This window comes from uncultured Thermomonas sp., from assembly GCF_937872235.1.
Classification (GTDB): Bacteria; Pseudomonadota; Gammaproteobacteria; order Xanthomonadales; family Xanthomonadaceae; genus Thermomonas; species Thermomonas beijingensis.
Genome location: NZ_CALMPC010000001.1, coordinates 1 through 25,228 on the forward strand (window position 1 = coordinate 1; position 25,228 = coordinate 25,228).

The 25,228-nt window shown below is 62.3% G+C and carries 22 protein-coding genes and 1 riboswitch; of the genes, 11 read left to right on the top strand and 11 right to left on the bottom strand.

The genetic code is table 11. The features are described 5' to 3' along the window. The first annotated feature begins 53 nt into the window (after nucleotides 1-53). Both QWB57_RS00005 and hemE read left to right on the top strand, forming a co-directional pair. Nucleotides 54-308 carry a WGR domain-containing protein gene (locus QWB57_RS00005; protein WP_223626134.1) on the top strand — a complete coding sequence of 85 codons (255 nt, stop codon included), beginning with the start codon at nucleotides 54-56 and terminating at the stop codon, nucleotides 306-308. A 68-nt stretch (nucleotides 309-376) separates the two neighbouring features. Further along, on the top strand, nucleotides 377-1,441 hold the full coding sequence (gene hemE / locus QWB57_RS00010) for a uroporphyrinogen decarboxylase (protein ID WP_288967801.1): 1,065 nt from the start codon (nucleotides 377-379) through the stop codon (nucleotides 1,439-1,441). Between the two features lie 143 nt (nucleotides 1,442-1,584). On the opposite strand, the gene QWB57_RS00015 is transcribed toward hemE, so the two are convergent. Further along, a complete protein-coding gene (locus QWB57_RS00015) occupies nucleotides 1,585-5,097 on the bottom strand; it encodes a hybrid sensor histidine kinase/response regulator (RefSeq protein ID WP_288967788.1) in 3,513 nt (1,170 codons plus the stop codon). Between the two features lie 97 nt (nucleotides 5,098-5,194). On the opposite strand from QWB57_RS00015, the gene QWB57_RS00020 reads away from it, so the two are divergent. From QWB57_RS00020 to QWB57_RS00030, 3 genes are read left to right on the top strand one after another with little or no spacing between them, the layout of a single operon-like run. Then, nucleotides 5,195-5,884, top strand: coding sequence for a YceI family protein (locus QWB57_RS00020; RefSeq protein WP_223626129.1), 690 nt, complete (start codon nucleotides 5,195-5,197; stop codon nucleotides 5,882-5,884). After that, a complete protein-coding gene (locus tag QWB57_RS00025; protein ID WP_223626127.1) occupies nucleotides 5,884-6,462 on the top strand; it encodes a cytochrome b in 579 nt (192 codons plus the stop codon). The genes QWB57_RS00020 and QWB57_RS00025 overlap by 1 nt, the downstream gene beginning before the upstream one ends. Beyond that, nucleotides 6,455-7,012: a YceI family protein gene (locus QWB57_RS00030; RefSeq protein WP_223626125.1), complete on the top strand. Its 558-nt coding sequence runs from the start codon at nucleotides 6,455-6,457 to the stop codon at nucleotides 7,010-7,012. The genes QWB57_RS00025 and QWB57_RS00030 overlap by 8 nt, the downstream gene beginning before the upstream one ends. Before the next feature lie 6 nt (nucleotides 7,013-7,018). Here the strand turns inward: QWB57_RS00030 and QWB57_RS00035 are convergent, their stop codons facing one another. Then, complete coding sequence (locus QWB57_RS00035) at nucleotides 7,019-7,249, bottom strand: glutaredoxin family protein (RefSeq protein ID WP_223626123.1); 231 nt, start codon at nucleotides 7,247-7,249, stop codon at nucleotides 7,019-7,021. A gap of 66 nt (nucleotides 7,250-7,315) precedes the next feature. Here QWB57_RS00035 and QWB57_RS00040 point away from each other — a divergent pair, with 66 nt between their 5' ends. Both QWB57_RS00040 and QWB57_RS00045 read left to right on the top strand, forming a co-directional pair. Then, nucleotides 7,316-8,713, top strand: a complete 1,398-nt coding sequence (locus QWB57_RS00040; RefSeq protein ID WP_288967791.1) for an L-serine ammonia-lyase — start codon at nucleotides 7,316-7,318, stop codon at nucleotides 8,711-8,713. Nucleotides 8,714-8,916: 203 nt separating this feature from the next. Then, nucleotides 8,917-11,097 (top strand): EAL domain-containing protein, encoded by a 2,181-nt coding sequence (locus tag QWB57_RS00045; RefSeq protein ID WP_288967793.1) that lies wholly within the window; start codon nucleotides 8,917-8,919, stop codon nucleotides 11,095-11,097. Here QWB57_RS00045 and QWB57_RS00050 read toward each other — a convergent pair. From QWB57_RS00050 to QWB57_RS00060, 3 genes are read right to left on the bottom strand one after another with little or no spacing between them, the layout of a single operon-like run. Further along, nucleotides 11,025-12,170, bottom strand: a complete 1,146-nt coding sequence (locus QWB57_RS00050) for a homoserine dehydrogenase (protein WP_223626116.1) — start codon at nucleotides 12,168-12,170, stop codon at nucleotides 11,025-11,027. The genes QWB57_RS00045 and QWB57_RS00050 overlap by 73 nt on opposite strands. Continuing rightward, nucleotides 12,167-13,378: a cystathionine gamma-synthase gene (gene metB / locus QWB57_RS00055; RefSeq protein ID WP_223626114.1), complete on the bottom strand. Its 1,212-nt coding sequence runs from the start codon at nucleotides 13,376-13,378 to the stop codon at nucleotides 12,167-12,169. Before metB ends, QWB57_RS00050 begins: the two co-directional genes overlap by 4 nt. After that, nucleotides 13,375-14,388 (bottom strand): homoserine O-succinyltransferase, encoded by a 1,014-nt coding sequence (locus QWB57_RS00060; RefSeq protein WP_223626112.1) that lies wholly within the window; start codon nucleotides 14,386-14,388, stop codon nucleotides 13,375-13,377. Before QWB57_RS00060 ends, metB begins: the two co-directional genes overlap by 4 nt. A gap of 155 nt (nucleotides 14,389-14,543) precedes the next feature. Beyond that, nucleotides 14,544-14,665, bottom strand: a riboswitch (SAM riboswitch). A 103-nt stretch (nucleotides 14,666-14,768) separates the two neighbouring features. Here QWB57_RS00060 and QWB57_RS00065 point away from each other — a divergent pair. Next, nucleotides 14,769-15,587, top strand: a complete 819-nt coding sequence (locus tag QWB57_RS00065) for a M23 family metallopeptidase (RefSeq protein WP_223626110.1) — start codon at nucleotides 14,769-14,771, stop codon at nucleotides 15,585-15,587. A 14-nt stretch (nucleotides 15,588-15,601) separates the two neighbouring features. On the opposite strand, the gene QWB57_RS00070 is transcribed toward QWB57_RS00065, so the two are convergent. Beyond that, nucleotides 15,602-18,025, bottom strand: a complete 2,424-nt coding sequence (locus QWB57_RS00070; protein ID WP_223626108.1) for a serine/threonine-protein kinase — start codon at nucleotides 18,023-18,025, stop codon at nucleotides 15,602-15,604. Nucleotides 18,026-18,080: 55 nt separating this feature from the next. Between QWB57_RS00070 and QWB57_RS00075 the strand changes: the two genes are divergently transcribed. Further along, nucleotides 18,081-19,682, top strand: coding sequence for a peptide chain release factor 3 (locus QWB57_RS00075; protein WP_288967797.1), 1,602 nt, complete (start codon nucleotides 18,081-18,083; stop codon nucleotides 19,680-19,682). A 79-nt stretch (nucleotides 19,683-19,761) separates the two neighbouring features. On the opposite strand, the gene QWB57_RS00080 is transcribed toward QWB57_RS00075, so the two are convergent. Continuing rightward, nucleotides 19,762-20,190, bottom strand: a complete 429-nt coding sequence (locus QWB57_RS00080) for a CBS domain-containing protein (protein WP_223626103.1) — start codon at nucleotides 20,188-20,190, stop codon at nucleotides 19,762-19,764. Nucleotides 20,191-20,266: 76 nt separating this feature from the next. Continuing rightward, the gene (gene mtgA, locus QWB57_RS00085) at nucleotides 20,267-21,022 is read right to left on the bottom strand and encodes a monofunctional biosynthetic peptidoglycan transglycosylase (RefSeq protein ID WP_223626101.1); all 756 of its coding nucleotides are present in this window, start codon (nucleotides 21,020-21,022) and stop codon (nucleotides 20,267-20,269) included. 146 nt (nucleotides 21,023-21,168) lie between these two features. On the opposite strand from mtgA, the gene QWB57_RS00090 reads away from it, so the two are divergent. Both QWB57_RS00090 and QWB57_RS00095 read left to right on the top strand, forming a co-directional pair. Further along, nucleotides 21,169-22,068 (top strand): Hsp33 family molecular chaperone HslO, encoded by a 900-nt coding sequence (locus tag QWB57_RS00090; protein WP_324295967.1) that lies wholly within the window; start codon nucleotides 21,169-21,171, stop codon nucleotides 22,066-22,068. Nucleotides 22,069-22,187: 119 nt separating this feature from the next. After that, on the top strand, nucleotides 22,188-23,054 hold the full coding sequence (locus QWB57_RS00095) for a hypothetical protein (protein ID WP_223626099.1): 867 nt from the start codon (nucleotides 22,188-22,190) through the stop codon (nucleotides 23,052-23,054). A gap of 106 nt (nucleotides 23,055-23,160) precedes the next feature. Here the strand turns inward: QWB57_RS00095 and QWB57_RS00100 are convergent, their stop codons facing one another. From QWB57_RS00100 to QWB57_RS00110, 3 genes are read right to left on the bottom strand one after another with little or no spacing between them, the layout of a single operon-like run. Continuing rightward, nucleotides 23,161-24,051: a DUF4097 family beta strand repeat-containing protein gene (locus tag QWB57_RS00100; protein WP_223626096.1), complete on the bottom strand. Its 891-nt coding sequence runs from the start codon at nucleotides 24,049-24,051 to the stop codon at nucleotides 23,161-23,163. Between the two features lie 13 nt (nucleotides 24,052-24,064). Continuing rightward, a complete protein-coding gene (locus QWB57_RS00105) occupies nucleotides 24,065-24,601 on the bottom strand; it encodes a hypothetical protein (RefSeq protein ID WP_223626094.1) in 537 nt (178 codons plus the stop codon). After that, a complete protein-coding gene (locus tag QWB57_RS00110) occupies nucleotides 24,598-25,167 on the bottom strand; it encodes a sigma-70 family RNA polymerase sigma factor (protein ID WP_223626092.1) in 570 nt (189 codons plus the stop codon). Before QWB57_RS00110 ends, QWB57_RS00105 begins: the two co-directional genes overlap by 4 nt. Nucleotides 25,168-25,228: the final 61 nt, after the last annotated feature.

The window sequence follows — 25,228 nt, forward strand, 5'->3', positions numbered from 1 at the left end:
AACCTGACCCCGTTACCGTTAACCCCGTTACCCCGGTTCGTTACAATTGCCACATGCGCCTCTTGTTACAACAACGTCCCGATGGCCACGAAGCTCCGCGCTTTGTGCAACTCCAGCTCCAGCCTGATTTATTGGGTGGCTGGACGTTGCTGCGTGAAAGCGGCCACACCGGTGGCCGCAGCACGCTGCGTAAATCGCTGTTTGCCGATCAAGCCAGTGCGCTGTTGGCATTGCAAAAAGAACGCGATGCGCAACTGAAAAAAGGCTTTCAACTGATGTTCGCGCAAGGCGCCGATGCGCCGAAGTAGCGCCCTTCCCCTGCCCGCTGCTGTACGCAGTGCGGGCACACCAACGAGACTTCAACGTGTCCAACGCCATGCACAATGACCCGGCTTTCAACAGCAGATTCCTGCGCGCTCTGCGCCGCGAGCCGGTGGATTGCACACCGGTCTGGTTGATGCGCCAAGCCGGCCGCTACTTGCCGGAATACCGCGCCACCCGCGCTGCGGCCGGCAGTTTTCTGGGTATGGCGAAGCATCCGGAGATCGCCTGCGAAGTGACGCTGCAACCGCTGCGCCGGTTTCCGCTGGATGCCGCAATCTTGTTTTCCGACATTCTTACCGTGCCCGATGCAATGGGGCTTGGCCTGTACTTCGTTGATGGTGAAGGCCCGAAGTTCGAGCGTCCGGTGCGCAGCGCCGCCGACATCGACAAGCTCGCGGTGCCGGACATGGGCAGTTCCCTGCGCTACGTGATGGATGCGGTCAGCTTGATCCGGCGCGAGCTGGATGCCGCGATCCCGCTGATCGGGTTTTCCGGCAGCCCGTGGACGCTGGCCTGCTACATGGTGGAAGGCGGCGGCAGCAAGGACTTTGGCCGCATCAAGGCGCTGGCGCTGAACGAACCGGCGCTGATGCACAAATTGCTGAATGTGGTCACCGATGCGGTGATCGCCTACCTGTCCGCGCAGCACGCCGCCGGGGCGCAGGCATTGCAGGTATTCGACACCTGGGGCGGCACGCTGTCGCCGGCGATGTACCGCGCATTCTCGCTGCCGTATCTGACCCGCATTGCCCGCGAACTCCAACGCGGCGACACCCCGCTGATCCTGTTCGGCAAGGGCAATGCCGCGCATCTGGAAGCACTGGCCGCCAGCGGCGCGCAAGGCGTGGGCATGGATTGGACCGTCACGCTGGAAGATGCCGCCCGCCGCATCGGTGGCTCGGTGGCGCTGCAAGGCAACTTGGACCCGGCCATGCTGTACGGCAGCCCCGACGCAGTGCGCGCGCAAGTGCGCGCAGTGCTGGACAGCTACCGCGACGGCAACGGCGGCTCCCGCGAAGGCCATGTATTCAACCTTGGCCACGGCATGTCGCCCGACATGAATCCCGAGCACGTCGCCGCGCTGGTGGACGAGGTGCACTGCTACAGCGCGCGCTGACGCACCCGGAACCATCAGCGCCCCAAAGCGCGACAAGCACCCGGCGCGACCGGGGCAGCGCAACCAAGCGAGTATCGGGGAGCGACTTGCGCTGCCCCGGTCGCGCCGGGTGCGCTGTCACAACGAAGCGAACCTCGAACGCGCTAAACCGCTGCCGCCTGCAGCGACTCCAACGCCTGCGCCAACAATTCGCCAGTGACGGGTTTGCGCAAAAAGCCGTCGAAGCCGGCGGCGCGGGCGTGTGCTTCGGCATCGGCATCAGAACGGGCGGTGACTGCCAGCAGTGGTGCATTGAAGCCGCGGGCGCGCAGTAATTTGGCCAAACTCAGCCCGTCCATGCCGGGTAAATCCAGATCCAGCAACGCGGCATCGAAGGTGTGCCGGGTGGTTTCGCCCAACGCGGCCAGTCCGTGCGCAGCGTGCATCACATGGTGCCCTTGTGCGCGCAACAAGCCTTGCATCACCTCGGCCACGATGGGGTCGTCTTCGACCAGGAGCAGCGATAGTGCCGCGGCCGGCGTTGTGATCTTCGGTAGTGGCAGGGTGTTGCGGGCAGGCGCAACCGTTGGCAACGGCAGCTCGACGATGAAGCGGGTGCCCTTGCCTGGCTCGCTTTCCACGCGAATGCGACCACCCATCGCCGCTGCCAGCTCTTGGCTGATCGCCAGCCCCAGCCCGCTGCCACCATAACGCGAGGTGGTGCGCACACCTTCAGCCTGTTCAAAGCGTCGAAACAGGCGGGTCTTGTGCTCGGCATTGAGCCCGGGGCCGGTGTCGGCAACCACAAAGCACACGCCGTCCGAATGCAGCGCAAATGTCTCCAGCGCAACGTGGCCAGTCTCGGTGAATTTCACCGCATTGCCAATCAGGTTCAGCAAAATCTGCTGCACGCGGGTGCGGTCACCATGCACCGTCAATGGTGCGCTGGGCGCAATGCCATCCACGAATACCAAACCCTTGCGCTCAGCCACCGGCGCCATCAAAGCCGCGACTTCGTCCAGCAAGGGGCGCAGCGGAAAATCGGTATTTGCCAACTGCAATTTGCCTGCCTCAATCCTGGCCAGATCCAGCGCGTCATTGACCAGCCGCAACAGATGTTCGCCGGCGCGCCGAATGGCATCCACTTGCGAGCGCTGTCTCGCATCCAGTGTGCTGCCTTGCAGCAATTCGCTCATCCCCAACACGCCAGTCATGGGCGTACGCACCTCATGCCCAAGGGTGGCCAGAAACCGTGATTTGGCTTCCGATGCTTGCTCTGCCAGTGCGCGCTTGTGCTCGGCCAACTCCCATGCATGACGCCGCTGCAAGCGCGCCCGATACCACCACGCCAACAGGCCGATGAGACCCAGTACGGCCAGCACATACAGCGCCTGCGCCCACCCACTGCGCCACCACGGCGGGGGCACATCGAAGTGCAGCACCTGCTCGGGTGCGGCATTGCCGGCGGCATCTTGGGCCCGCATGCGCACCACGTAGCGCCCCGGTGCCAACCCGGTGAACACGCGCTCGCCACTATTGCCTAGCGCCACCCATGTACGGTCAAACCCATCTAGATGCGACCAGTAGCGATTGCCGGCGGGGTCATCGAACATCAGTAACCGTGCGCGAATCCGCACCTCGCGATCGTTCGCGCCCAGGCGCACAGCGCGTTGAGTGGGCAGGGCTTGCCAGCCGCCATCGCGGCGCACGTCGATGCCGTCAAAGCGCAGTACCGGTTGCACCGGTGCGGCGTCGGCCAGCCTGGTATCGACCAGCCGCAAACCACCATCGGCGGTAGCCGCCACCAGCAAGCCATCATCGCGCAGCAGTGCGGCGCGCTCCAAAAACTCCTCACTGCTGGCAGCGTCCTGCATGCTGACGTGGCGCAAATTGCGACGCTGCGGATCCCAGCGATACAACCCGCGTGAGGTGGTGATCCATGGCCGATGCTGCGCGTCCACCAACAATGCCGCGGCGGCAACCGCCGGCATCCCATGGCGGGTGTCGATGCGTGTGTGTTGCCGCCATACCGCACCGTGCCGTTGGTATTGCTCCAAACCAGACAATCGCTGCAACCACAGCGTATCGGCCCCATCGAACGCCAACGCATACACCCGCTCGCTGCCCATCGACGCGACCGGCTGGAACCGCCCGCTGCTGGCGTCGAACTGCAAAATCCCGGTGCTGCATGCGATCCACGGGCTGCCGTCCACGGCCAGCACCATGCTTTCGATATCGGCTTCACCCAATCCGCTGGCAATCCCCGCCGGTAAATCGCGCAGCAGCTTGCCGCTGTCGGGGTCACGTTGCTGCACACCCCCACCAGGAGCAGCCAACCATTGACTGCCGTCGGCAGGATGCAATAACCACCCGATTTGCCCACTAGGCACCGGATCGCTGGCAGCGTCGCTGGCCCATTGCTCGACACCGCCATTGCGGCTGATACGCACCAGCCCACCGCGATGCCCAAGCCATAGCCGACGCTGCCGGTCTTCGGTAATCACCACTGGTTTGATGTTGTGCAGCTGATCAAGCGACGCCGGGTCCAGCATCGCAATGCGCCCCTGCGCATCCATGTGCTCAATCATACCGCCCATGTCGCCCAGCCAAATGCCGCCATCCCCGGCCTTGCCCAAGGCCCTGTACATCGCGCCATGCAGGCCGTCTTCTGTCCCCTGGAATTGCACCTGCTGACGCCAGTCGGCGCGTAGGTAGCCCAGCCCCCGACCTTGCACCGGAGCCCACAGCGCCTGGCCGTGCTCCAGCAGCAAACTGCCGATCGCCCGTGCAATGTCCGGACCGCCCATCGGCACCGGCACCGGCGGGGTTGCTCCGTCCTGATGCCATAGTCCACGTTGGCTTCCGATCCAATGATCACCGCGGGTATCGGTGACAATAGCCAACAGCGCGTTGGGCCGTTGAAACATCGGTGACCACGCCGGTTGCGCCCATTGCCCGCCGGTACGCCGCCAAATGCCCTGCGCGCCGCCTACCCACAACCCATCGGATTGGGCGGCCAGCGAATAAATCATCTGCGGGCCTTCGGCAGCGGGCAATTCCACGGTTTCAAAGATCTCGCCTTGCAAGCGGGCCAAGCCTTTGGTGGTGCCCACCCACAGCACGCCCTGTGCATCCACCGCCAGCGACAACACGGTGTCTGCGGGCAGGCCATTGTGCTGTTTGTTGAAATGCCGCTGCCCTCCATCGGCATCAATCCGCGTCAAGCCGCCCCCAAACGTACCCAACCAAACCGCACTGCCCTGTCTTGCCATCGCCCACACATCATCGCTTTCGAGCGCTGGGTGACTGGTCTTGCGATAGCGGATGAAGTGCTGGCGGCTGGCGTCCAGCACGCTCACCCCTTCGCCTTCTACTGCTACCCAAATGCGATCACGCGCATCCACCAGCAACGCCTGCACATTGTTGCCGGGCAGTCCCTGCTGGGCGTCTGGATCATGCCGCCAGACCCGCATCCCCACGCCATCATGGCGCGCCAAACCATCGGCAGTACCAATCCACAGGTAGCCATCCTGATCACGCACCAAAGCCTTGATATCGGTCGATGGCAGGCCTTGGCTACTCCCGATAATGCGAAACCGCGGGCGCTCGGGCACTGCCGCACACACGCACGCGCAGGCCAGCAACAACAGCAACACGCACGCGACTTGTCGCCGCATAGTGATTCCCCATCCCCTCGCCGGCCACAATGCTGGCAACGCTTCGTTGCACTTGCAAGCACACCGCCCGCATACCGCTGCGCATAGAATCCCGATCATGTCTTGCCGCCTGCCGCCCCATTTGCTGTTTGCCATGCCCCTGCTGCTGGCATGCAGCCTGCCATCTCTGGCTGCAGGGCCGGCGCGCTATGCATTTGATCCGGTACATACGCGGGTGATGTTCGGCGTTGACCATGCCGGCTTCTCGCAAGCCATCGGCACCGTCTCCGGGGCGCAAGGGCAGTTGTATTTCGATGCCGACAGCTGGCAAGGCACACGCATGGAGGTAGTCGTACCCATGCAGCGGCTGGACATGGGCGATGCTGGCTGGACCACATCGGTATTAGCGCCCCACTTTTTGGATACCGCCCACTACCCGCAGGCGCGTTGGGTGGTGGATCAACTGACCCGCACCGACGACAGCCACGGCACCGCCTGTGGCGCACTGACCTTGCACGGGGTTACCCGCCCGTTATGCATGGCATTGACACTTAATCGCGCTGCACGCCACCCAATGCCGCCGTTCCGCCAGACACTGGGGTTCTCGGCCAGTACCACGCTCAAGCGTAGCGACTTCGGCATGACCCACTGGCAGGCGTTAGTAGGTGACAACGTCGAGTTGCGCATCGAGGCCGAACTCTATCGCCAACGTGGCGAGACCGCGCCACCTGCAGCACTCGAACCTGTGCCGGACAACCCGCCAAACGCTCCCGCAAGGCCTGCGCAACCTTCCACCGAGAACCCGTGATGCCGCTGAAAAACACCATCCGCTGGGGTGCCATCAGCCAATGCCTGCACTGGCTCACGCTTGTGTTGTTGCTGTTGCTGGCGTGGATTGGTCTGCGCATGGGTGCGTTGCCCAATGGGCCGGACAAAATAGCCACCTATGCGTTGCACAAATCCATCGGCCTTTGCGTGCTGGCAATCGTTCTCCTGCGCATCGGCTGGCGCCTATTTGCCGGAAGCCCCACGCCACTGACCGACAGCCCGCATTGGCAACACCGCATTGCTCAGCTGACCCACATCGCATTGTATGTACTGTTGCTGGCAATGCCGCTGAGTGGTTGGCTGCTCAACTCCGCTGCCGGCTTCCCCTTGCAGTGGTTCGGTTTATTCAATCTGCCGGCGTTGACCGGCCATAACGACGCGTTGCATGCGCTTGCCGTACAGACCCACGAAACATTGTTCTGGACGCTGGTCGCCTTGGTGCTGCTGCATGCGGCGGCTGCGTTTTACCACCATTTGTTTATGGGCGATGCCACGCTTGCCCGCATGCTGCCGCGTGGCTGGTTGCGGGCGGCCCAACCGGAGACTCCCGATGCGTAATGGACCTGTGTTCGCGTCACTGGCGCTCGCGCTTACGCTATCCATGCCGGCACTTGCCGCCGACTACGTGCAAGCCCAAGGCTCGAGCTTGGCATTTTCCGGGAAGTACCAGGGCGAGGTATTTACCGGCACGTTTCCGGGCTTTACCAGCCGCCTCAGTTTTGACCCCAAACAACTGGCCAATGCCAGGTTGGCCGTGAAGATCCCGCTGGCCACCGCCGTCACCAGCAACAGCAGCTACGACAATGAGCTGCGTGGCGCGGCGTTTTTCGATTCAGGCAAATTCCCGCAGGCCAGCTTCACCGCCACCAAGTTCCGCAGCTTGGGCGGCAACCGCTACGCCGCCGATGGCCAACTCAGCCTGCACGGCATCAACAAGCCGGTCACCCTCACCTTTGCCTGGACACCCGGCGCAACTCCGGTGCTGACAGGCCACGCCAACGTGCAGCGGTTGGACTTCGGTGTGGGCGGTGGGCAATGGGCCGATACCAAGCTCATCCCCAACACCATTGCCATCAGCACCAAGGTCGTGTTCAAACCCGCTCCATAGTGGCGACTACCGGGTGCCGCAAAATGTACGCACGCGCTGGGCATCGAACGGCCAGTCCAATTCGGCACCACTGACCGCATCGCACAGCACCGGCACACGCAAGCCGTAGCGGGCCTCCAGCGCCGTATCGTCATCAATGAACACGGTCTCAAATTCGGGGGCGCGTGCTTGTGCCAGCACATCCAGAGCCAGCTCGCATAAATGGCAATTGTCACGCTGAAACAAGGTCAGGGACATCAGTGGAAATCCGCAGTTCGGCGCCTAGTCTGCCTAGAATAGCGTTCCCCCACACTGGCAGCCCCCATGGCCGTCTCCACCTTCGACCTGTACAAAATTGGTATCGGCCCCAGCTCTTCGCATACGGTGGGGCCGATGCGTGCCGCAGCCCGCTTCGTTAGCCATTGGCTGGCTGAAAGCGACACGTTGTCACGCACCACCCGCATCCGCGCCGAAGTGTTCGGCTCGCTGGCACTGACTGGCCGTGGCCATGGCACCGACAAAGCCGTGTTGATGGGGTTGGAAGGCCATTGGCCGAATGAAATCAACCCCGACATCATTCCCGCTGCATTGGAACGTATCCGCAAAGACAAAAAAATTCATTTGCTTGGGCAGCGCGATATTGCGTTTGATGAAAAGCGTGATTTGGTGATGAACAAGCGCCAGAAGCTCCCGTTCCACACCAATGGCATGCGCTTTTCTGCGTTTGATGTTGATGGCAATGAAATCGCCACCCGCGACTATTACTCGGTGGGGGGCGGCTTTGTAGTCAATCAGGACGAGGCCGCCGAAGACCGCATCGTGGCCGACACCACACCGCTGCCACACCCGTTTGCCAGTGGCAACGAACTGCTCGCGCAGTGCCAGCGCAGCGGCCTGACGATTGCGCAATTGATGTTTGAAAACGAAAAAGTCTGGCGCAGCGAGGACGACATTCGCGCCGGCCTGCGCGAAATCTGGCAGGCCATGCAATCTTGCGTCGCACGCGGCATTCGCGCAGAAGGCACACTCCCCGGCGGTCTGCACGTCACCCGCCGCGCACCGGCCCTGCATCATGAGCTGGCTAGCCGCCCGGAAGCGGCGATGCGCGACCCATTGACGGTATTGGACTGGGTGAATTTGTATGCACTGGCAGTCAATGAAGAAAACGCCGCCGGCGGTCGCGTGGTGACCGCGCCCACCAATGGTGCTGCCGGGATCCTGCCTGCAGTTGCGCATTATTACGAGCGCTTTTGCGCCAGTGAAAAAGATGCTGGCGTGCGCGAGGCTGGCATTTTCACGTATCTGCTGACCGCCGCTGCGGTGGGGATTTTGTACAAGGAAAACGCCAGCATCAGCGGTGCCGAAGTGGGCTGCCAAGGCGAAGTAGGCGTGGCCTGCTCGATGGCTGCCGCAGGTTTGACCGCCGCGCTGGGTGGCAGTTTGGGGCAAATCGAGAATGCTGCCGAAATCGGCATGGAACATAACCTGGGCCTGACCTGTGACCCAATCGGCGGGCTGGTGCAAATCCCCTGCATCGAACGCAATGCGATGGGCTCGGTGAAGGCGATCAATGCCAGCCGAATGGCCCTGCGTGGTGACGGCCAGCACAAGGTGTCGTTGGATAAGGTGATCAAAACCATGCGCGACACCGGCCGCGACATGCAGGACAAGTACAAGGAAACCAGCCGTGGTGGGCTGGCGGTCAACGTCATCGAATGCTGAGGTTGGGCTAGTCAATCTGGCTGATTGTTGCGTCACGGTTTCGGGTTAATCTGGTACTGACTTAGCCACCGGTGCAATCACTATGGTGCAAGCCAGCCACTTCCTTCACCTGCCCGCCCACCCCTGTTGGGCGGGGCTTGCTCCGATGCTCTGCTTCGCCTGGGATTGACGCTATGCACGGCGCGCTGGCCACAGCATCACGGATGATCCTGCTCACCGCCCTGTATTTTGGTGGCGCGGCAATCACCATCTGGTTCCTGCGTACTCCCGCCGATGTCACGTTGTTCTGGCCCGCGGCCGGTCTGGCGTATGCCATGGTGCTGCTGTTTGGCCTGCGCTACGCCTTCGCCATCGCCATGGCACAGGCCCTGCTTCATCTGCTGTTAGTACCGGCACCGCCCGTGTTTGTTGGCTTTTCGATTTGCAGCAATGCGCTGGCCACGGTTGTGGCATGCCTGTATGTGAGGTCTCGCCGCAAAACCCTGCAGTTGCGCACCGATGACGGGTTGTTATTGCTGCGCGGCGCACTGCTGCTATGCGTGATCAGCGCCGGCATCGGCAGCACCGGGATGCTGGTGGCCAGGATGATTCCCTCCAGCGATGTCCCGCGGGTGTATCTGCAGTGGGCGCTGGGGGATTTGCTGGGAATCTCGGCGCTCACCCCCAGCGTGTTGTTGCTCATCACCCGCAAGCAATTGCGCAAATTGCACTCGGGCGTCAACCGCGTGCGCCTGCGCGAATACTTGAGCTGGGTCGTGATCATGGGCGTGGGCCTGTTGGTAATCATCCCCATCGCATATCAGGGCGGCCTGTACCCGCTGGCGGGGGTCATCGTCCCGGTGGTGCTATTGCTATGGTCAGCGATTCGATTCCCACCGCTGTTCACCGCACTGGCCACCAGCGTCGCCACGTTTACCTTGGCCATGATTCTGGGCTTGGGCATCGATGGCTTTCGGCGTCCGGAAACCCTGGCCGACACCAGCATGTTGATGGCCACTTTGGTGGTGATTTCGACCATCCCGATTTTATTGGCAGCATCCTTCTACGAGCGTCATGTGGTGATGGCCGCGTTGCATGTGCGCGCCACCCGCGACCCATTGACAGGCCTGCTCAATCGCGATGCGTTCGAAGAACAAGCCCGCCTCGTACTGGCAAGCCACAACGGCGATGTCAGCCTGCTGTATATCGATCTGGACAATTTCAAACTGATCAACGATGCCGCAAGTCACGCCGCCGGCGACGAAATGTTGCGGCATGTCGCCCGTCTGGTGAAAGCCGAATTCGGCGACGATGCGTGGCTGGCACACAGCGGTGGCGACGAGTTCACGGTGTTATGCAAGCAAACTGCAGCGGCAGCCACCGTTCCCGGCCGCCGCCTGTTGGCCGCGATTGAGAACATGCGTGTGGCATGGCAAGGCAGTAATCTGCGCACCACTGCCAGCATTGGCATCGTCACCAGCACCGCACCGCAGGCCAGTTTTGATGAACTGCTGTCGCAGGTGGATGCCGCCTGCCATGAGGCCAAGGAGCTGGGTGGCAACCGGTTGCTGGTCGCCGGCCTGAATGAAGAACGCCTGGATACCCGTAATCGCATGATGCAAAGCGCACTGAATGTGCGCGAGGCCCTGGATCAGCGCCAATTCGCATTGTGGTGCCAACCGGTAGTGGATCTGCGCGCAGCAGGCGATGGCCGCGCCCATTTCGAGATCTTGCTGCGCTGGCGCGATGCGCAAGACCACCTGCACCCACCTGCCAGCCTGATTGCCGCGGCAGAACGCTTTCGGCTGGGCCCACGATTGGATCGCTATGTGTTGAGCGCCCTTTTGAACTGGCTGGAAGCGCACCCGCAAACGTTGCCCTTGATCCGCCAATGCAACCTCAATCTGGGCGCAGCGACATTGGCCGATGACGAGTTTGGCGACTATTTCGCAACCCGGCTGCAACGCAGCAACCTGCTGCCGGAACAGCTGTGTCTGGAAATTACCGAAACCAGCGTGGTGCGGGACTTGGGGCGTACCCGGCACTTTATCCAGCGCATGCGCGAGATGGGCTGCCGTTTCGCGTTGGACGACTTCGGCACTGGCTTTTGTTCGTTCAGCTACCTGCGTGATTTGCAGGTTGATTATTTGAAGATCGACGGCAGTTTCGTGCGCGATGTGGATCAGTCGCCGCTGTCGGAAGCGATCGTGCGCTCGATCACCGAAATCGCCCACCTGCTGGGTATGCGTGCGGTAGCCGAACAGGTGGAAAATGATGCGCAACTGGCTTGCCTGCGCGACTTGCGGGTCGACTTCGCGCAGGGCTATCTATTTCAGCGCCCGTTGCCCATAGAAGAGTTTTTTGCCCGTCCCGGCAGCACTTTCGCCTTCGATGCCTCCACTTGAATACGCAAGGCATCATCCAACATCGCCGCCGCAGTCACCTCGGCACCGGCACCTGGCCCCTGAATCAGCAAAGGTTGTTTGGCATAGCGATCCGACCAGATCGCAACCCGATTATCGGTGCCACCACCACCTGCCAGCGCATGCTCGGCAGGCAATGCCTCCAGCCCCACGGTGGCCAATCCATCGGCTTGCAGGCGTGCAACAAAACGTAACTTCGCGCCATTTTTGTAGGCTGCCGCGTAACGCTCGCGCAGTGCAGCATCCAGCATGGGCAAGGCCGCATCCAGTGCCTCACGGGGCAAACCTGCCAGCGCTGCCGGCACCAGGGAGTCCACCTGTACCGCGTTGTCTTCCAGCCGGTAGCCAGACGCCCGCGCCAGAATCAGCAACTTGCGCCGCACGTCTTCGCCCGATAAATCTTCACGCGGGTCCGGCTCGGTAAAACCTGCCTCACGCGCCTGCCGAACAAAGCCAGAAAACGCCTGCATGCCATCGTAATGATTGAACAGCCACGCCAGCGAACCGGACAACACCCCAGCGATGGCATGGATGCGGTCGCCCCCCGCCTGCAAAGCCCGAATCGTGCGTAACACCGGCAAACCGGCACCCACAGTCGCGCTGTCACCATACTCGGTATTGCCGGCTTCGCACGCGGCCTGGATGGCGTGCCAGCGCGCCAAATCCGTACCCTGCCCCAGTTTGCAGGCGGTCACCACATGGATGCCGCGTGCCAACCAATGCGCGTGTTGGTCGGCCACCTGCGCCGAAGCCGTGGCATCGACCACAATACGCACGCCGTCGCCTGCCAGCGCAACATCCACCGCCTCCAAACTGCTGGCTTGCGGTGCCTGCTGAAGCAACACATCCGTGGCCGCACTCGGCAGCCCCGCTGGGTTGCCCAAGGCAAAGCGCGAGTTCGCCGCATACACCAAACGCAGCCGCTCGCCCAATGCACTGCCCTGCCACTGCATCAGGCGCGCCCAGACCGCACTGCCTACGGTGCCGGTGCCCAACAGTGCCAAGCGTGCCGGTGGCGTGTGCTGGCCATGCATCATGGCGGGCGTTGCACTCATGACGTGGTGATTTCAAGCGCAACGCAGGCCGCCTGAGCGCGCGCCAACGCTGCTGCCAAATCGGCGAGCAAGTCATCCACATGCTCGATACCCACCGAGAATCGCAACATGCCATCGGTAATCCCGGCCAGTGCGCGTGCTTCCGGGCTCATCGCCGCATGGGTCATGCTGGCAGGATGGGCAACCAAGGTTTCCACCCCACCCAGTGATTCGGCCAAGGTGAACACCTGCAAGTCATCCACAAACGCGCGTACCGCGGGTTCGCCACCGACGAGTTCAACGCTCAACATTGCGCCAAATCCATATTGCTGGCGCGCCGCCAGTGCGTGTCCCGGATGCGTGGGCAGCCCGGGGTAGTGCAGCGCACTGACCGCAGGATGCCCGTCCAGCAATGCCACCAACGCGGCGGCGTTGTCCTGATGGACCCGCAGGCGGGCATCCAGGGTGCGTAGCCCGCGCAGGGTCAGAAAACTGTCAAACGGCGAGCCAGTCAGGCCCAGACAATTGGCCCACCATGTCAACTGTTGATGCTGCTCCGCATCCTTGGCCACCACCGCACCGCCCACCACGTCGCTATGCCCATTGATGTACTTGGTGGTGGAATGCAACACAAAATCAGCACCGAAATCGGCAATCGGGCGCTGCAGTGCCGGCGACAAAAACGTGTTGTCAACCACCGCTAGCGCATCCACTTGATGCGCGGCGGTAATCACCGCTTGCAAATCCGTGATGCGCAGCAATGGATTGGATGGCGTTTCAATCCAGACAAGCTTCGGCTGCTGCGCCAAGGCTGTCGCAAGTGCCTGTGGGTCGGTCAGGTTGCAGGTGACCAACTCGAACGCACCTTTGTTGGCCAACGCATTGAACAGCCGCCAGCTGCCGCCATAGCAATCATGCGGCACCACCAGCAGATCGCCCGGCTGCAACAACGCATGCAGCAACAAGGTTACCGCGCCCATGCCGCTGGCGGTGACCACCCCGCCGGCGCCACCCTCCATATCCGCCAGCGCCCCACCCAATAAATCACGGGTGGGATTGCCACTGCGCGAGTAATCATAGGCACGCTTCTGATTGAAGCCGGCAAAACTGAAATTGGAGGACAGCACCAAGGGGGGGGTCACCGCACCAAATGCGCTGTCGCGATCAATACCCGCACGCACGGCGCGGGTTGCTGGCCGGCGTGTGTCTGGGGTGTTCCCTGTGCTCATGCCGAGACTCCGATGGCAGGCCCAGTGACTGCGCTGCCGGCAAACAGCTCGCTGGCCAGCAACGCATTGATGCGGTCGGTTTCCTTGAGGAAGGCATCGTGCCCATACGGCGAGCGCAGCACACGCAAGCGGCCACGCCCCGCCAAGCCCTCGATCAAGGCCACCGCATCATCCATCGGCACCAAGCGATCGCCCTCCACCGCGATCACCGACACCGGCACGCCCACCTGCGCCGGATCCACCCGATGCAAATCAATCGATTCGGACAAGCGCAACCATGCGGTGGCCGACACCCGCGCCACAAATTTGGCACCGGCGGCGTCCAAATAATCTTCGGCGGCCACCCGCACCTGCCCATTGCACACCTCCGGCGCGGCATCAAAGCGTTCGGCGAACTCTTCCGGAGTGCGGTAGCTCAACATCGCAAACTGCCGCGCCAGAGACAGGCCTTGCTCGTCGGCACACTGCAACCGGCCCAATGCCACCGCTTTGCGTTGCAGCGCGCGCCACGCGGCCGCATACGGGTGCGGGCGATGTACGCCACTGACCGCCACCAGCTTGCGCAGGCGCTGCGGGTGGTGTACCGCCAACTGCAGGCCCACCAATGCGCCATACGAGTAGCCGACATAGCCTGCCAACACGTCGACTCCGAGCGCATCCAGCAACAAGGCAATCGCATCGGCCTGATCGGCGGTATCGATGGGCGCATCGATGCTGCCATCAGCCCCTACATAATCAAACGCCAGAACCCGCAGCTTGGCCGGATCCAGGGTGCGCCCTGCATCCAGCAAACCTTGCGCCCAACCTGCGCTGGGATCCACTGCATTTGCGGCCACATGCCGGTGCGCCGAAATACCGCCGGCCACCAACACTACCGGTGCCATGGCTGCTCCCACCAGCTCGTAATTCAGGCGCAGCTTGCGCGTACCTGCATAGCGCGTGCGCAGCACCGCATCAATACTGCCGCGCTGCACACCGTCACGACTGGCGTGTGCCGGTGGCCGTGGCATAGACCAAGTTGGCACTGTCCGCGGAGCGGAACTGACGGGAAGACTACATTCGGCAAGGTTCACGGCAAGACTCCGGCAAAAAGGTCGCCATCGAAGTCATGCAGGGAGTGCGGGAAGGCCAACAGGGTTGGTGTTACGCAGCCGATTCGGCTGCGCAACCATCTTCCGGCAGACGCTCAGGTCCCCGCAGGATTTGGCACCTCGCCAACGTGCTTGCGCACGCCGTCTGGTTGCCCCGGCATCAAAGGGCCTGTCCCTCCGCCGGTCTCGATGGATACGCGCAGTGTGGGCATTCCAATGGGTCATGTCAATCGCTCTATTCGGATGAAGCGATTTAAATAACCAAACATCATGCCTACAAGGTTCGGCATACTGCACCGATGCGTGGCTTCCTCACTCACCCACTGGCCTGCTTGTGTGCGCTTGCGGCCAGCATGGCTACCGCCACACAACCCAGCTCTGCGGTGACCAGTACCCGCCAGGAGCAGGTGGATGCGCTTGCCACACTGCGGCTGGAAGCCACCTCGGGCGGTTATCTGGCATGGGCCGATAACCGCTTGGACGGGCCGATTGAAGTCCGCCTGGAGTCGCTGGCCAACCCCGCGCCGGTCAGTCAACCCGGCTTGCCAGCGCGCGCCAGCGTGGCTGCGCAAGGCAGTAGCCTATTGGCCGCACTGAGCACACCTGCAGGCCGCAGCGGCAAGTTGGCGCTGCGCCTGACGGCCACCCCCGGCAGCTCCAATGCACGCCCACAGGATGTGCTGTATTTGCGCCCGTTGGCGCAAACCGATGCACCGATCGAGCAGGGGTTTGAAGGCGAGTTCAGCCATCAGGATCTCGAAAACCGCTATGCACTGGATTTTGCCGTGCCGGTCGGCACACCGGTCTTGGCCGCACGCGAAGGCGTGGTGATGCAAGTCCAAGTGCAGTTTCACGGCCATGGATTGGACTATGCGCACGATGCCGGCCGCGCCAACTTCATCCGTATCCTGCATGTCGACGGCAGCATGGCACTGTATGCGCATCTGGCCGAAAACGGCGCACTGGTACACCAAGGCCAACATGTCGAAACAGGTCAGCGCATTGGCCTATCCGGCAATACCGGCTACAGCACCGCACCGCACTTGCATTTTGCGGTGCAGGTCAACCGCAGCATGCAGCTGACCTCCATTCCGTTTCGCCTGGCCAAGCAGCCCTGAAAATGCCGTAACGCCTAGTCTGTTTTCGATGCCGGCATCTGCAAGGCCTGCGCTTGCGCGCTCATCCCCAGCCGTGCATACACCTCGGCCAAGCGCTGCGCGGCGGTGCGAGTACGCGCGTGCTCGGCACCAAAGCGTTTCAACAACCGGGCGTGGCTGTCTTCCAGCACGCGGCGCGCATCGTCCAAACGCCCCAGCTTGGCCAAACATTCACCGCGATTGCTGGCAAAGATAGCGGCAAACGGATGCTCGGCACCCAGCCGTTGTCGAACTTGCTGCGACAACGTATCGAACTCGGCCAGCGCATCGGCGTAGCGGCCACGCTTCATCAACAACATGCCCAAATTATTGCGCGGCGCATAGGTGTCCGGCGCACCTGGCCCACCCAGGCGTTCCTGGGTACCCAGCAAGCCGCGCAGCAGACGTTCAGCGCCATCCAGATCACCCAAGTCTTCCAGCGCATACGCCAACACACTGCGCGCCACCAGCGCCTTGCTATCGCCGTCGGGGCGATTGGCATCAAACCAGGTACTGGCCCGTTGCACCATCGGCGCACCGTCTTTGGCATTGCCGTGCTCGATCAAGAAGGAGCCCAAATTGAACTGACTCATGACCGTTGCCGGATGACTCTCGCCCAGCACCGCCAGCCTGCCTTGTGCAGCACGCCGAAACGCCGCCTCGGCGGCATCGGCATGGCCCACTTTGTTTTCCACGATGCCCAGCTGGTTCCATGCATACAAGGTTTGCGGATGCTTGGCACCCAGCACGCGTTCATGGCGGGCGGCGGCGTCGCGGATGACCTCCAGCGCGCCGGCATAGTCGCCATCCAGTTGCAGTGCCGATGACAATTGCAATTGCAGACCCAGACTGCGCTGTGAATTGGCACCCAGCTGTTGGCGCGCTTGTGGCAGCAATTGGCGCAGCACCGCAATGGCCTGCTTTTGCTTGCCACTTTCGCGCAGCAATTCGGCGGCGGATTCGTCCATCGCAATTTGCAGTGCCGGTGCCAGTGTGGCGCGACGCGTCCGCAATTGCCCAAGCTGCTGCTCGCCACTGGCGTAGTCGCCAGCAATAATCGCGCTTCGCGCGCGCCCCAGCAGCAATTCATCGCGCTGTGCTGCCGGCAAATCAGCATGCGCCAGAGCCGCCGTAAACACCGCACCGGCGCGTGTGCCATCGCCCAAGCCCAGCCACGTCACACCCAGGATTTGTTGCAGTCTGGCTACGGCGCTGGCCGGTAGCTGCGCGCCGTCCAGATCGGCCGCCGCCACATCCAGAATGTCGCGCACGCGCAAATCGCGACCTTGCGCTTGCTCGGGATCGGCCGCCGTCAACATGCGTTCCATAAAGCCGTTGACGGCACTCAGCTCGTTTGCCCGCGCCTGCGCCTGCGCCAACGCCACTCGCGCACGTTGCGCTGCCAAGCTGCTGATGATGGTGGCTGTCACCAGCGCCACGAAGACCACGGCCACTGCCGCACTCAACGTGCGATTACGGCGAATGAAACGCCCGCTGCGATACGTCCAGCTGGGTGCACGCGCGCGGATCGGGCGCGACTCCAGTATCGCTTCCAAATCTTCAGCGAATCCTGCGGCGCTGTCATAACGCTGGGCCGGCTCACCCGCCAGCGCCTTCATCACCACCAGATTGATATCGCCACGCGCTTGTTTATTGACGCGCTCCAACGGCTCCGGGTTGCCACGCCGCACGATGTCCAATGCTTCGAACAGCGTGGAGGTGGACAAGCGCGGGTGCGGCAACTGCCCGGACAACAATTCATAGCCGATCGCACCTAGCGCATACACATCGCTGCGCGCATCCACATCGCGGGTGTTGCCCGCCAACTGCTCCGGACTCATGTACGGCAAGGTGCCCATTACCTGTCCGGCTTGGGTCATCTGGCCACCCTCATCACCATGCAAACGGGCGATGCCGAAGTCCAGGATTTTCGGTTGGCCGTGCTCATCGACCAGCACATTGGAAGGCTTGAGATCGCGATGCACGATCCCGCGTCGATGCGCGTAATCGACCGCCCGCGCCAATTTGGCAAGCAATGTGATGCGGGCGCGCAGATCGGGCTGATCGCGCTGCAAATAGCCATGCAAATCGGGGCCGCGCACCACTTCCAGCGCAAACCACGGCGCGACCAGGCCGCCCACCACATCCTCGCCCGCGGCGTACAACCGCACGATGCCGGGGTGTTCAAGTTGCCCCAACAAATCAATTTCGCGATGAAAGCGCTCCCAGGCCGTACGTGACAGCCCGCGCATGACTTTCAAGGCCACTTCGCGCGGCGGATGGGTTTCACGCGCCAGATACACGCGCCCCATCGCGCCTTCACCCAACACCCCCAGAATGCGGTACGGGCCAATGACGGCAGGCAGGCTGGCGGCAATTTGCTGGTCTTCGTCCAGTGCGTGGGTCGGGTGCTCGTCCATCCGGCGCTATTCTGTCAGGCTGCGGCCATCCTGCCCGCGCCGGTATAATTGCGCAATGTCAGAAGTCGCCTCAGAAGCTGCGCGCCGCCGCACTTTCGCCATCATCTCCCACCCGGACGCCGGCAAGACCACGCTCACGGAGAAGCTCCTCCTGTTCGGTGGCGCCATCCAGATGGCCGGTTCGGTGAAGGGCCGCAAGGCCGCCCGCCACGCGACATCCGACTGGATGGCGCTGGAGAAGGAGCGCGGGATTTCGGTCACCAGTTCGGTGATGCAGTTCCCCTACGAGGGCCGCATCGTCAACCTGCTGGACACCCCCGGCCACGCCGACTTCGGCGAGGACACCTATCGCGTGCTCACCGCAGTGGATTCGGCGCTGATGGTGATCGACGTCGCCAAGGGCGTGGAAGAACGCACCATCAAGTTGATGGAAGTCTGCCGCCTGCGCGACACCCCGATCATGACCTTCGTCAACAAGCTCGACCGCGAGGGCAAGGACCCGATTGATTTGCTGGACGAAATCGAATCCGTACTGGGCATCCAGTGTGCGCCGGTGACGTGGCCGATTGGTATGGGCCAGCGCCTGAAGGGCGTGGTGCATCTGGTCAGTGGCGAAGTGCATCTGTACGAACCGGGCCGCAATTTCACCCGCCAGGATTCCACCATCTTCCCGTCGCTGGAGGATCCGGGCGTGGCCGCGGCCATCGGCCCGCAGCTGCTGGCCGAAGTGCGCGACCAGCTGGAACTGGTGCAGGGCGCTTCGGCGCCGTTCGACCAGACCGCCTACCTGGCCGGCAAGCAGTCGCCGGTGTTCTTCGGCTCGGGCGTCAACAACTTCGGCGTGCAGCCGCTGCTGGACTTCTTCGTCGAGCACGCACCGGCGCCGCGCGCGCGCGCCACCACCACGCGCGACGTGGCCGCGAGCGAAAACAAGCTGACCGGCTTCGTGTTCAAGATCCAGGCCAACATGGACCCGATGCACCGCGACCGGGTGGCCTTCATGCGGGTGTGCTCGGGCAAGTTCAGCGCCGGCATGAAAACCTTCCATGTCCGCACCGGCAAGGAGGTCAAGCTGGCCAATGCGCTGACCTTCATGGCCTCGGATCGTGAAATTGCCGAGAGCGCCTTTCCCGGTGACGTGATCGGCATCCACAACCACGGCACCATCTCGATTGGCGATACCTTCAGCGAAGGCGAAGTACTGAGTTTCACCGGCATCCCCAGTTTCGCACCGGAGCTGTTCCGCCGCGCACGTCTGCGTGATCCGCTCAAACTCAAGCAATTGCAAAAAGGCTTGGCGCAGTTGTCCGAAGAGGGCGCCACCCAGTTCTTCAAACCGATGATGAGCAATGACCTGATTCTGGGCGCGGTGGGCGTGTTGCAGTTCGACGTGGCCGCCTATCGGCTGAAGGACGAATACGGCGTGGAAGCCAGCTTCGAGCCGGTGCAAGTGGCCACCGCCCGCTGGATCCGCTGCGGCGATGCGAAAAAACTGGAAGAGTTCCGCGAGAAGAATGCGCTGAACCTGTCGGTAGATGCCTCCGGCGCGCTGGTGTATCTGGCACCCACCCGCGTCAACCTGCAACTGGCGCAAGAACGTGCCCCGGCGGTGGAGTTCCTGGCCACGCGTGAGCATGCACACGCATTAGCGGTGTGAGCTTTGCCCTCTCCCCGCCCAACGGGGAGAGTGTGCCGGAGGCGGGTGCGTGGCGAAGCGAGTGCGCGTTTGCAGTCGTTTACGAGGCGATATAGCGCTGCAACTGGTCGATATCCTGCCGCTGCATTTCGATCACCGCCTTGACCAGATCGCCAATCGACAATACACCGATCACCTGTTGTCCCTCCAACACCGGCAAATGCCGGATGCGGCTGTCGGTCACCAATTGCATGCAGTGCTCGGTGCTGTCACCGGGGGCCACCGTTTTGACATCCGCGGTCATGATGTCGCGGATCGGGGTATCCCGCGAAGAACGTCCCTTCAACACGATCTTGCGGGCGTAATCACGCTCGGACAGGATGCCCACCAACTTCGGCCCTTCCATCACCAGCAGCGCGCCCACACCGCGTTCCCCCATCAGGCGGATGGCGTCATACACCGGTGCATCCGGCCCGATCGCAATGATCTCAGCCGATTTCGTATCCAGAAGCTGGCGTACCGTGCGCATGGCAGTCTCCTCTGTGATTGGTCATGCTGGCCTGAGCATACTTCCGATTTGACTCCACTGCACCAAGCCATATCACTCATTCCAGCACCTGCAAATACGCCGCGCCGCCAACCGCACCCATCTGCCGCTGGATCGCCTGCGCACGCCGCTGCACATAGGCACCGGGGCGGGTCGCGCTATAGCGTTTCGGGCTGGGCAACACCGCCGCCAGTCGCGCCGCTTCGGCAACACTCAGGGCAGACGCATCCTTGCCGAAGAATCGCCGTGCCGCCGCCTGCGCGCCGTACACGCCATCGCCGAATTCAGCGACATTCACATACATCTCCAGAATGCGCCGCTTCGGCCACAGGGTCTCGATCAATGCCGTGTACCAAACCTCCAGCCCCTTGCGCAGCCAGCGCGTAGGCCCGGTGCCTTGCCACAAAAACAGGTTTTTGGCGGTCTGCTGGCTGATGGTGCTGGCCCCACGCAAGCGCTTGACCGGTGTGCCGCGCTGTTCCGCACGCGCAATCATTTTTTCGTTGTGTGCCTGCGCTTTTTCGATGGCGTTGAAATCAAACCCATGATGGGTGGCAAAATTCTGGTCTTCCGATGCCACCACGGCCAATGGCAGGTTGGCAGAGATGCTGCGCAAGCTGCGGAAGTCGTAGTGGATGCGAAACCCGGGGTTGCCGGCCAGTGCCGCATCCACCCAGCGCGCCAGCATGAACGGCGAGCCAATGGGATCCACAAAGCGCAACGTCAGCACTTGCAACACACTGAATACGACAAACAGCAACGGCAGTTTCCACCACCAGCCGCGCAGGCGGCCACGCCACTGGCCTGCGCTCATGCGCGCTCACCTTGCGATTGTGGTGATGGCACCCCATTTACCTTCTGCATTCGTCCTCCCCGGTTGCTGCCAGATGTTGCCCGGCATGCTTTGCCGCAGTCCTGCCGCACATTATCTGCGCACACCCTCATTTCACGGTAACCCCCATGCCCCAAGTTCACGATACCCAATTGCGTTTTTTGCTGCCTGCCGCCGGCGTGCGCGGGGTGGCCGTACATCTGGATGCCAGCTGGCAGACCATTGCCGAACGCGCCGCCTACCCGGACACTGCGGCACAACTGCTGGGCGAAGCCACCGCGGCGGTGGCTCTGTTCACCGGCCATACCAAGGTCGCCGGGCGTTTGTCGGTGCAATTGCGCAGCCAAGGCCCCATCAGCACCCTGTTTGCCGAATGCACCGCGACTGGCACCCTGCGCGGCATCGTGCGGTTGCGCGACGATGCCGGCGAGCCCACACGTGATTTGCGCGATCTGGGCAAGGATGCCGTACTGGCCATCACGATTGAAAATCCGTCGCTGGGCAATGCCGACCCGATGCGCTATCAAGGTCTGGTGGCACTGGATTCAGCCACTCTGGATCAAGCCTTCGAAGCCTATTTCGAGCAATCCGAACAGCTCCCCAGCCGCCTGTTGCTGGCCTGCGATGGCCAGCGTGCAGCGGGTCTGCTGTTGCAGAAACTGCCCGGCGAGGAAGTCGATGAAGACGGCTTTCGTCGTGCCAGTGCGCTGTTTGACACGCTGGGCCGCGAGGAATTGTTGGCGCTGCCGCCGGCCGAAGTCATCCATCGCCTGTTCCACGAAGAAAGCCCACAACTGCTGGGCGAGCAGGCACTGACGTTTGCCTGCTCCTGCTCGCGTGAGCGGGTGGAGGCCATGCTGGTCTCACTGGGCCGCGAGGAAGCCGATGCCGCGGTGGCGGCAGGTCACGGGCAGGCCCATGTGCAATGCGAATTTTGCGGGCAAGCCCACCACTTCGATGCGGTGCAAATCTCCCGCCTGTTCGCCCTTGCAGACAGTGCACATTCCGCCGCAGCTGGCGTACAGTGACCTTCAAGGCCCGGCCTGACCCCTGCTTTCGCCGTATTGTTAAATAAACATAAATTTGATAAGCTGAATACCCCGCAGATGCGGGAACTCTTTTGATTCCATTTGGTCGAACCTCGTCCATGAAGCTGCGCCTGCTACCCATTGCTGCTGCCGTCTTTGCCCTGGCCTTTGCCAGCGGCAACGCACACGCGCAGACAAAAGCCGGCAAACGCAGCGACCCCAAGATGGTGCCGGTGTTGAACAAGGACAGCGGCAAGCTGGAAGCCGTGCTGATGTTGGAACCGGCGACCACTGCCAGCGGTACAGGGGCGCGTTGGCGGTTCGGCAACACCACACTGGAAGCCACCTACGGCCTGCAGTCGGGCGATTCACTCGCATTGCTATGTGATCGGCGCAGTGGCATGGCACCTGCCATCGGCCAACTGGCCAGCAACTGTGTGTTGGCATCATTGGAAGACAAGCCGGGCAACATCAGCCGGCATGCCAGTGCCGGCATGGCGCTGTCGCGTGATGGCGGAAAAATCGGCATCACCGCAGGCAAAGGGCGTGATGTATTGCCGGCATGGCTGGCCCCCGGCCAACTGGGCGGTGCACGTTACACGCAAAATGATTTTTCGCTGTTCGCAGAAAAGAACGTGGGCGGCGAAGGCTTCGTCAGTGTCGGCGGTACCGTGGCCCGCGCACGCTTGGTGCCGGCAGCAGACGTTCCGCAGATCGCCGACCAGTGGAACACCCGCAGCCTGAGTTTTGGCGGCGGTTATGGCAACTTCGGTGCCAATATCGTCGGCCGCGTAGTCAATGTGCCTGGCGAAAGTGCGGTGTGGAAAGGCCTGGGGCTGGGCCTGACCTGGCGCACCCCGTGGAATGGTCAACTCAGCGTGGGCGCCGATAATGTGGTCACCCGTGGCAGAAACCCATTCTCACTGAAAGGCGCAGAGAACGACGAGGGCACCGTCCCTTATGTGCGCTACCAGCAGGATCTTTGATTCGCGCCTGCGCCGCGCGCTGATCCATCACATCCAACCAAACGAAAGGCCGCATTGCAGATGCGGCCCTTGGGTTGCTCTGATTGAAACGCCTGTCAGCACGCTATCAGGGCAAGGTCAACCGCGCATCACCGGAAAACGTCTGCATCCGGATATCGCCTTTGCCCGCACCATAACGCACCCGAAAGCTGGATCCAGGGCCGAATTCTTCCTTGCGGATTTTCGCGCCCGGCGCACTTAGGTCACCACTGAAGCTTTCACCCGACACTTGCGCTGACAAGTCTGCCGGCAGCTGCAGGCGAAGATCGCCACTTACACTTTCCATCCGGATTTCACCGTCTTCTGCCAGCGCCAACTCCAGCACCATGTCACCAGACACGGTGTTGGTCGACAATTTGCGCACCCGCTCGCCCAGAGTGTTCAAGCGCACGTCCCCGGACACGCTTTCCAATGCGATTTCACCATTCAACCGGCCTTGGGTGACCACTTTCCCACTCACTGTTTCCACCCGCAGTCGAGGGGTGTTCATCGCCAACTGGATATCACCGCTCACGGTACTGATCTTGCCGCGGCCGGGTGCGCCGTTTGCGGCGATGCCGCCACTGACCGACTGCAACTCAAGCTCACGCGAGGCAACACCACTCACCGAAATATCAGCAGACACCGTATCCACTTCCAGATCCGCCAGCAGCGGCACTTGCAACACCAACCGGCTGGGTTCGGCGTTGCGTCCGCGTGCGGGGTAGTGCACTTTGATGCGCAACACCTTGCTATCACCTTCCACCGACAGCTTTTCAACGCCACTGCCCAGACTGCCGGAAAGCTGCACCTCCGGCCGGTTCCACGCCACCACTTCGACGCGACCTTTCACATTGTCAACTTCAACCCGACCACGCGGATCCAGCGGGCGGGTTTGGTTGATCGGGGTGGCCGCGATGGCCGGCTGCGCAACTGCAGCCAGCAACAACATGGACAGTAATTTGATTTGCAGTTGCATGGAGTTACTCCTTTCAAGCCAACAATGCGCGCCGCGACAGCGCGATCTTGCGAAGATAGATTTGCCGCAACTGCCCCATCAGCCAAGGCGAATCGGGATTTTTGCGTAGCGCTGCCTGGATCTGTGCAGCGCTATGGTCGAGCGCCTGCAGGCCCGGCTGCCAACTTGCCGGCAAGCCAGTGGTGTTCAATTCGCGCAAGGCCGCCTGATAGTGCAACCCCATTACTTGCGCTTGCACAGGCAATTCAGCCGTATTGGATGGATTGCTGGACGTATCAGCAACCGCCAGCGGGCGCGCCGCCTGCGGGCCTGGTTGCACAAACACCCCAAGGGCCAACAGCAATGACGCCGCCAATGCCCACGGCCAGATCGGGGTGACTTTCGCCGATGCGCCCGATGATTGAACTGGCACATGCGGAAATTGTGGCGATAGCCTGGCCGCAATACCCGGCCATACATCCCGAGCGGGCTCGATGTCACGGCGCAGGCCGCGCAATGCAAGCTGCAACTGGGCATCCCCCATGTGCGTGCAATCGTTGATGTCGTTCATGCCATTGCTCCCAATCGCTCCCGCAGCAGCCCACGCGCACGATGCAGCTGCGCCTTCGAACTACCCACCGCCATACCTAACTCAGTGGCAATTTCCTCGTGCGTCCAACCTTCCACGTCATGCAACACCAGCACCGCGCGCGCGCGCGGTGGCAAGCTTGCCACCGCCTGCTCCAAGTCGCGCCCCAACATGGCACGGCCTACCATATCGGTGGCGGCGACCTGCTCCAGCTCCGTATCGTCGTCCTGCCACGGTCGGCTACGGCGTGCACGCAGCTCCATCAACGCGGTGGTCACTGCAAGACGGTGCAACCATGTGGCAACCGTGCTCTCAAAGCGAAATGCCGGAAGCGCCTGCCATGCCCGCACGAAGGCCTCTTGCGTCAAGTCCTCCGCCCGCGCACCCGCCTGCCCCACCAAGCGCACGATCACCGCATACACACGCCGATGGTGGCGTCGATAGAGCTGCTCGAACGCCGCCACATCCGCACTCGCCGCACGCCGCACCAGCACCGCGTCTTCGTCGATCACGGCATCGGGCATGGGGTGCATCGGGTGTATCTGCATCAGCATGGTGAGTGGGATGCCTGTAAGCCTCGATGGGTTTAAACCACAAAAAAAACCGGCC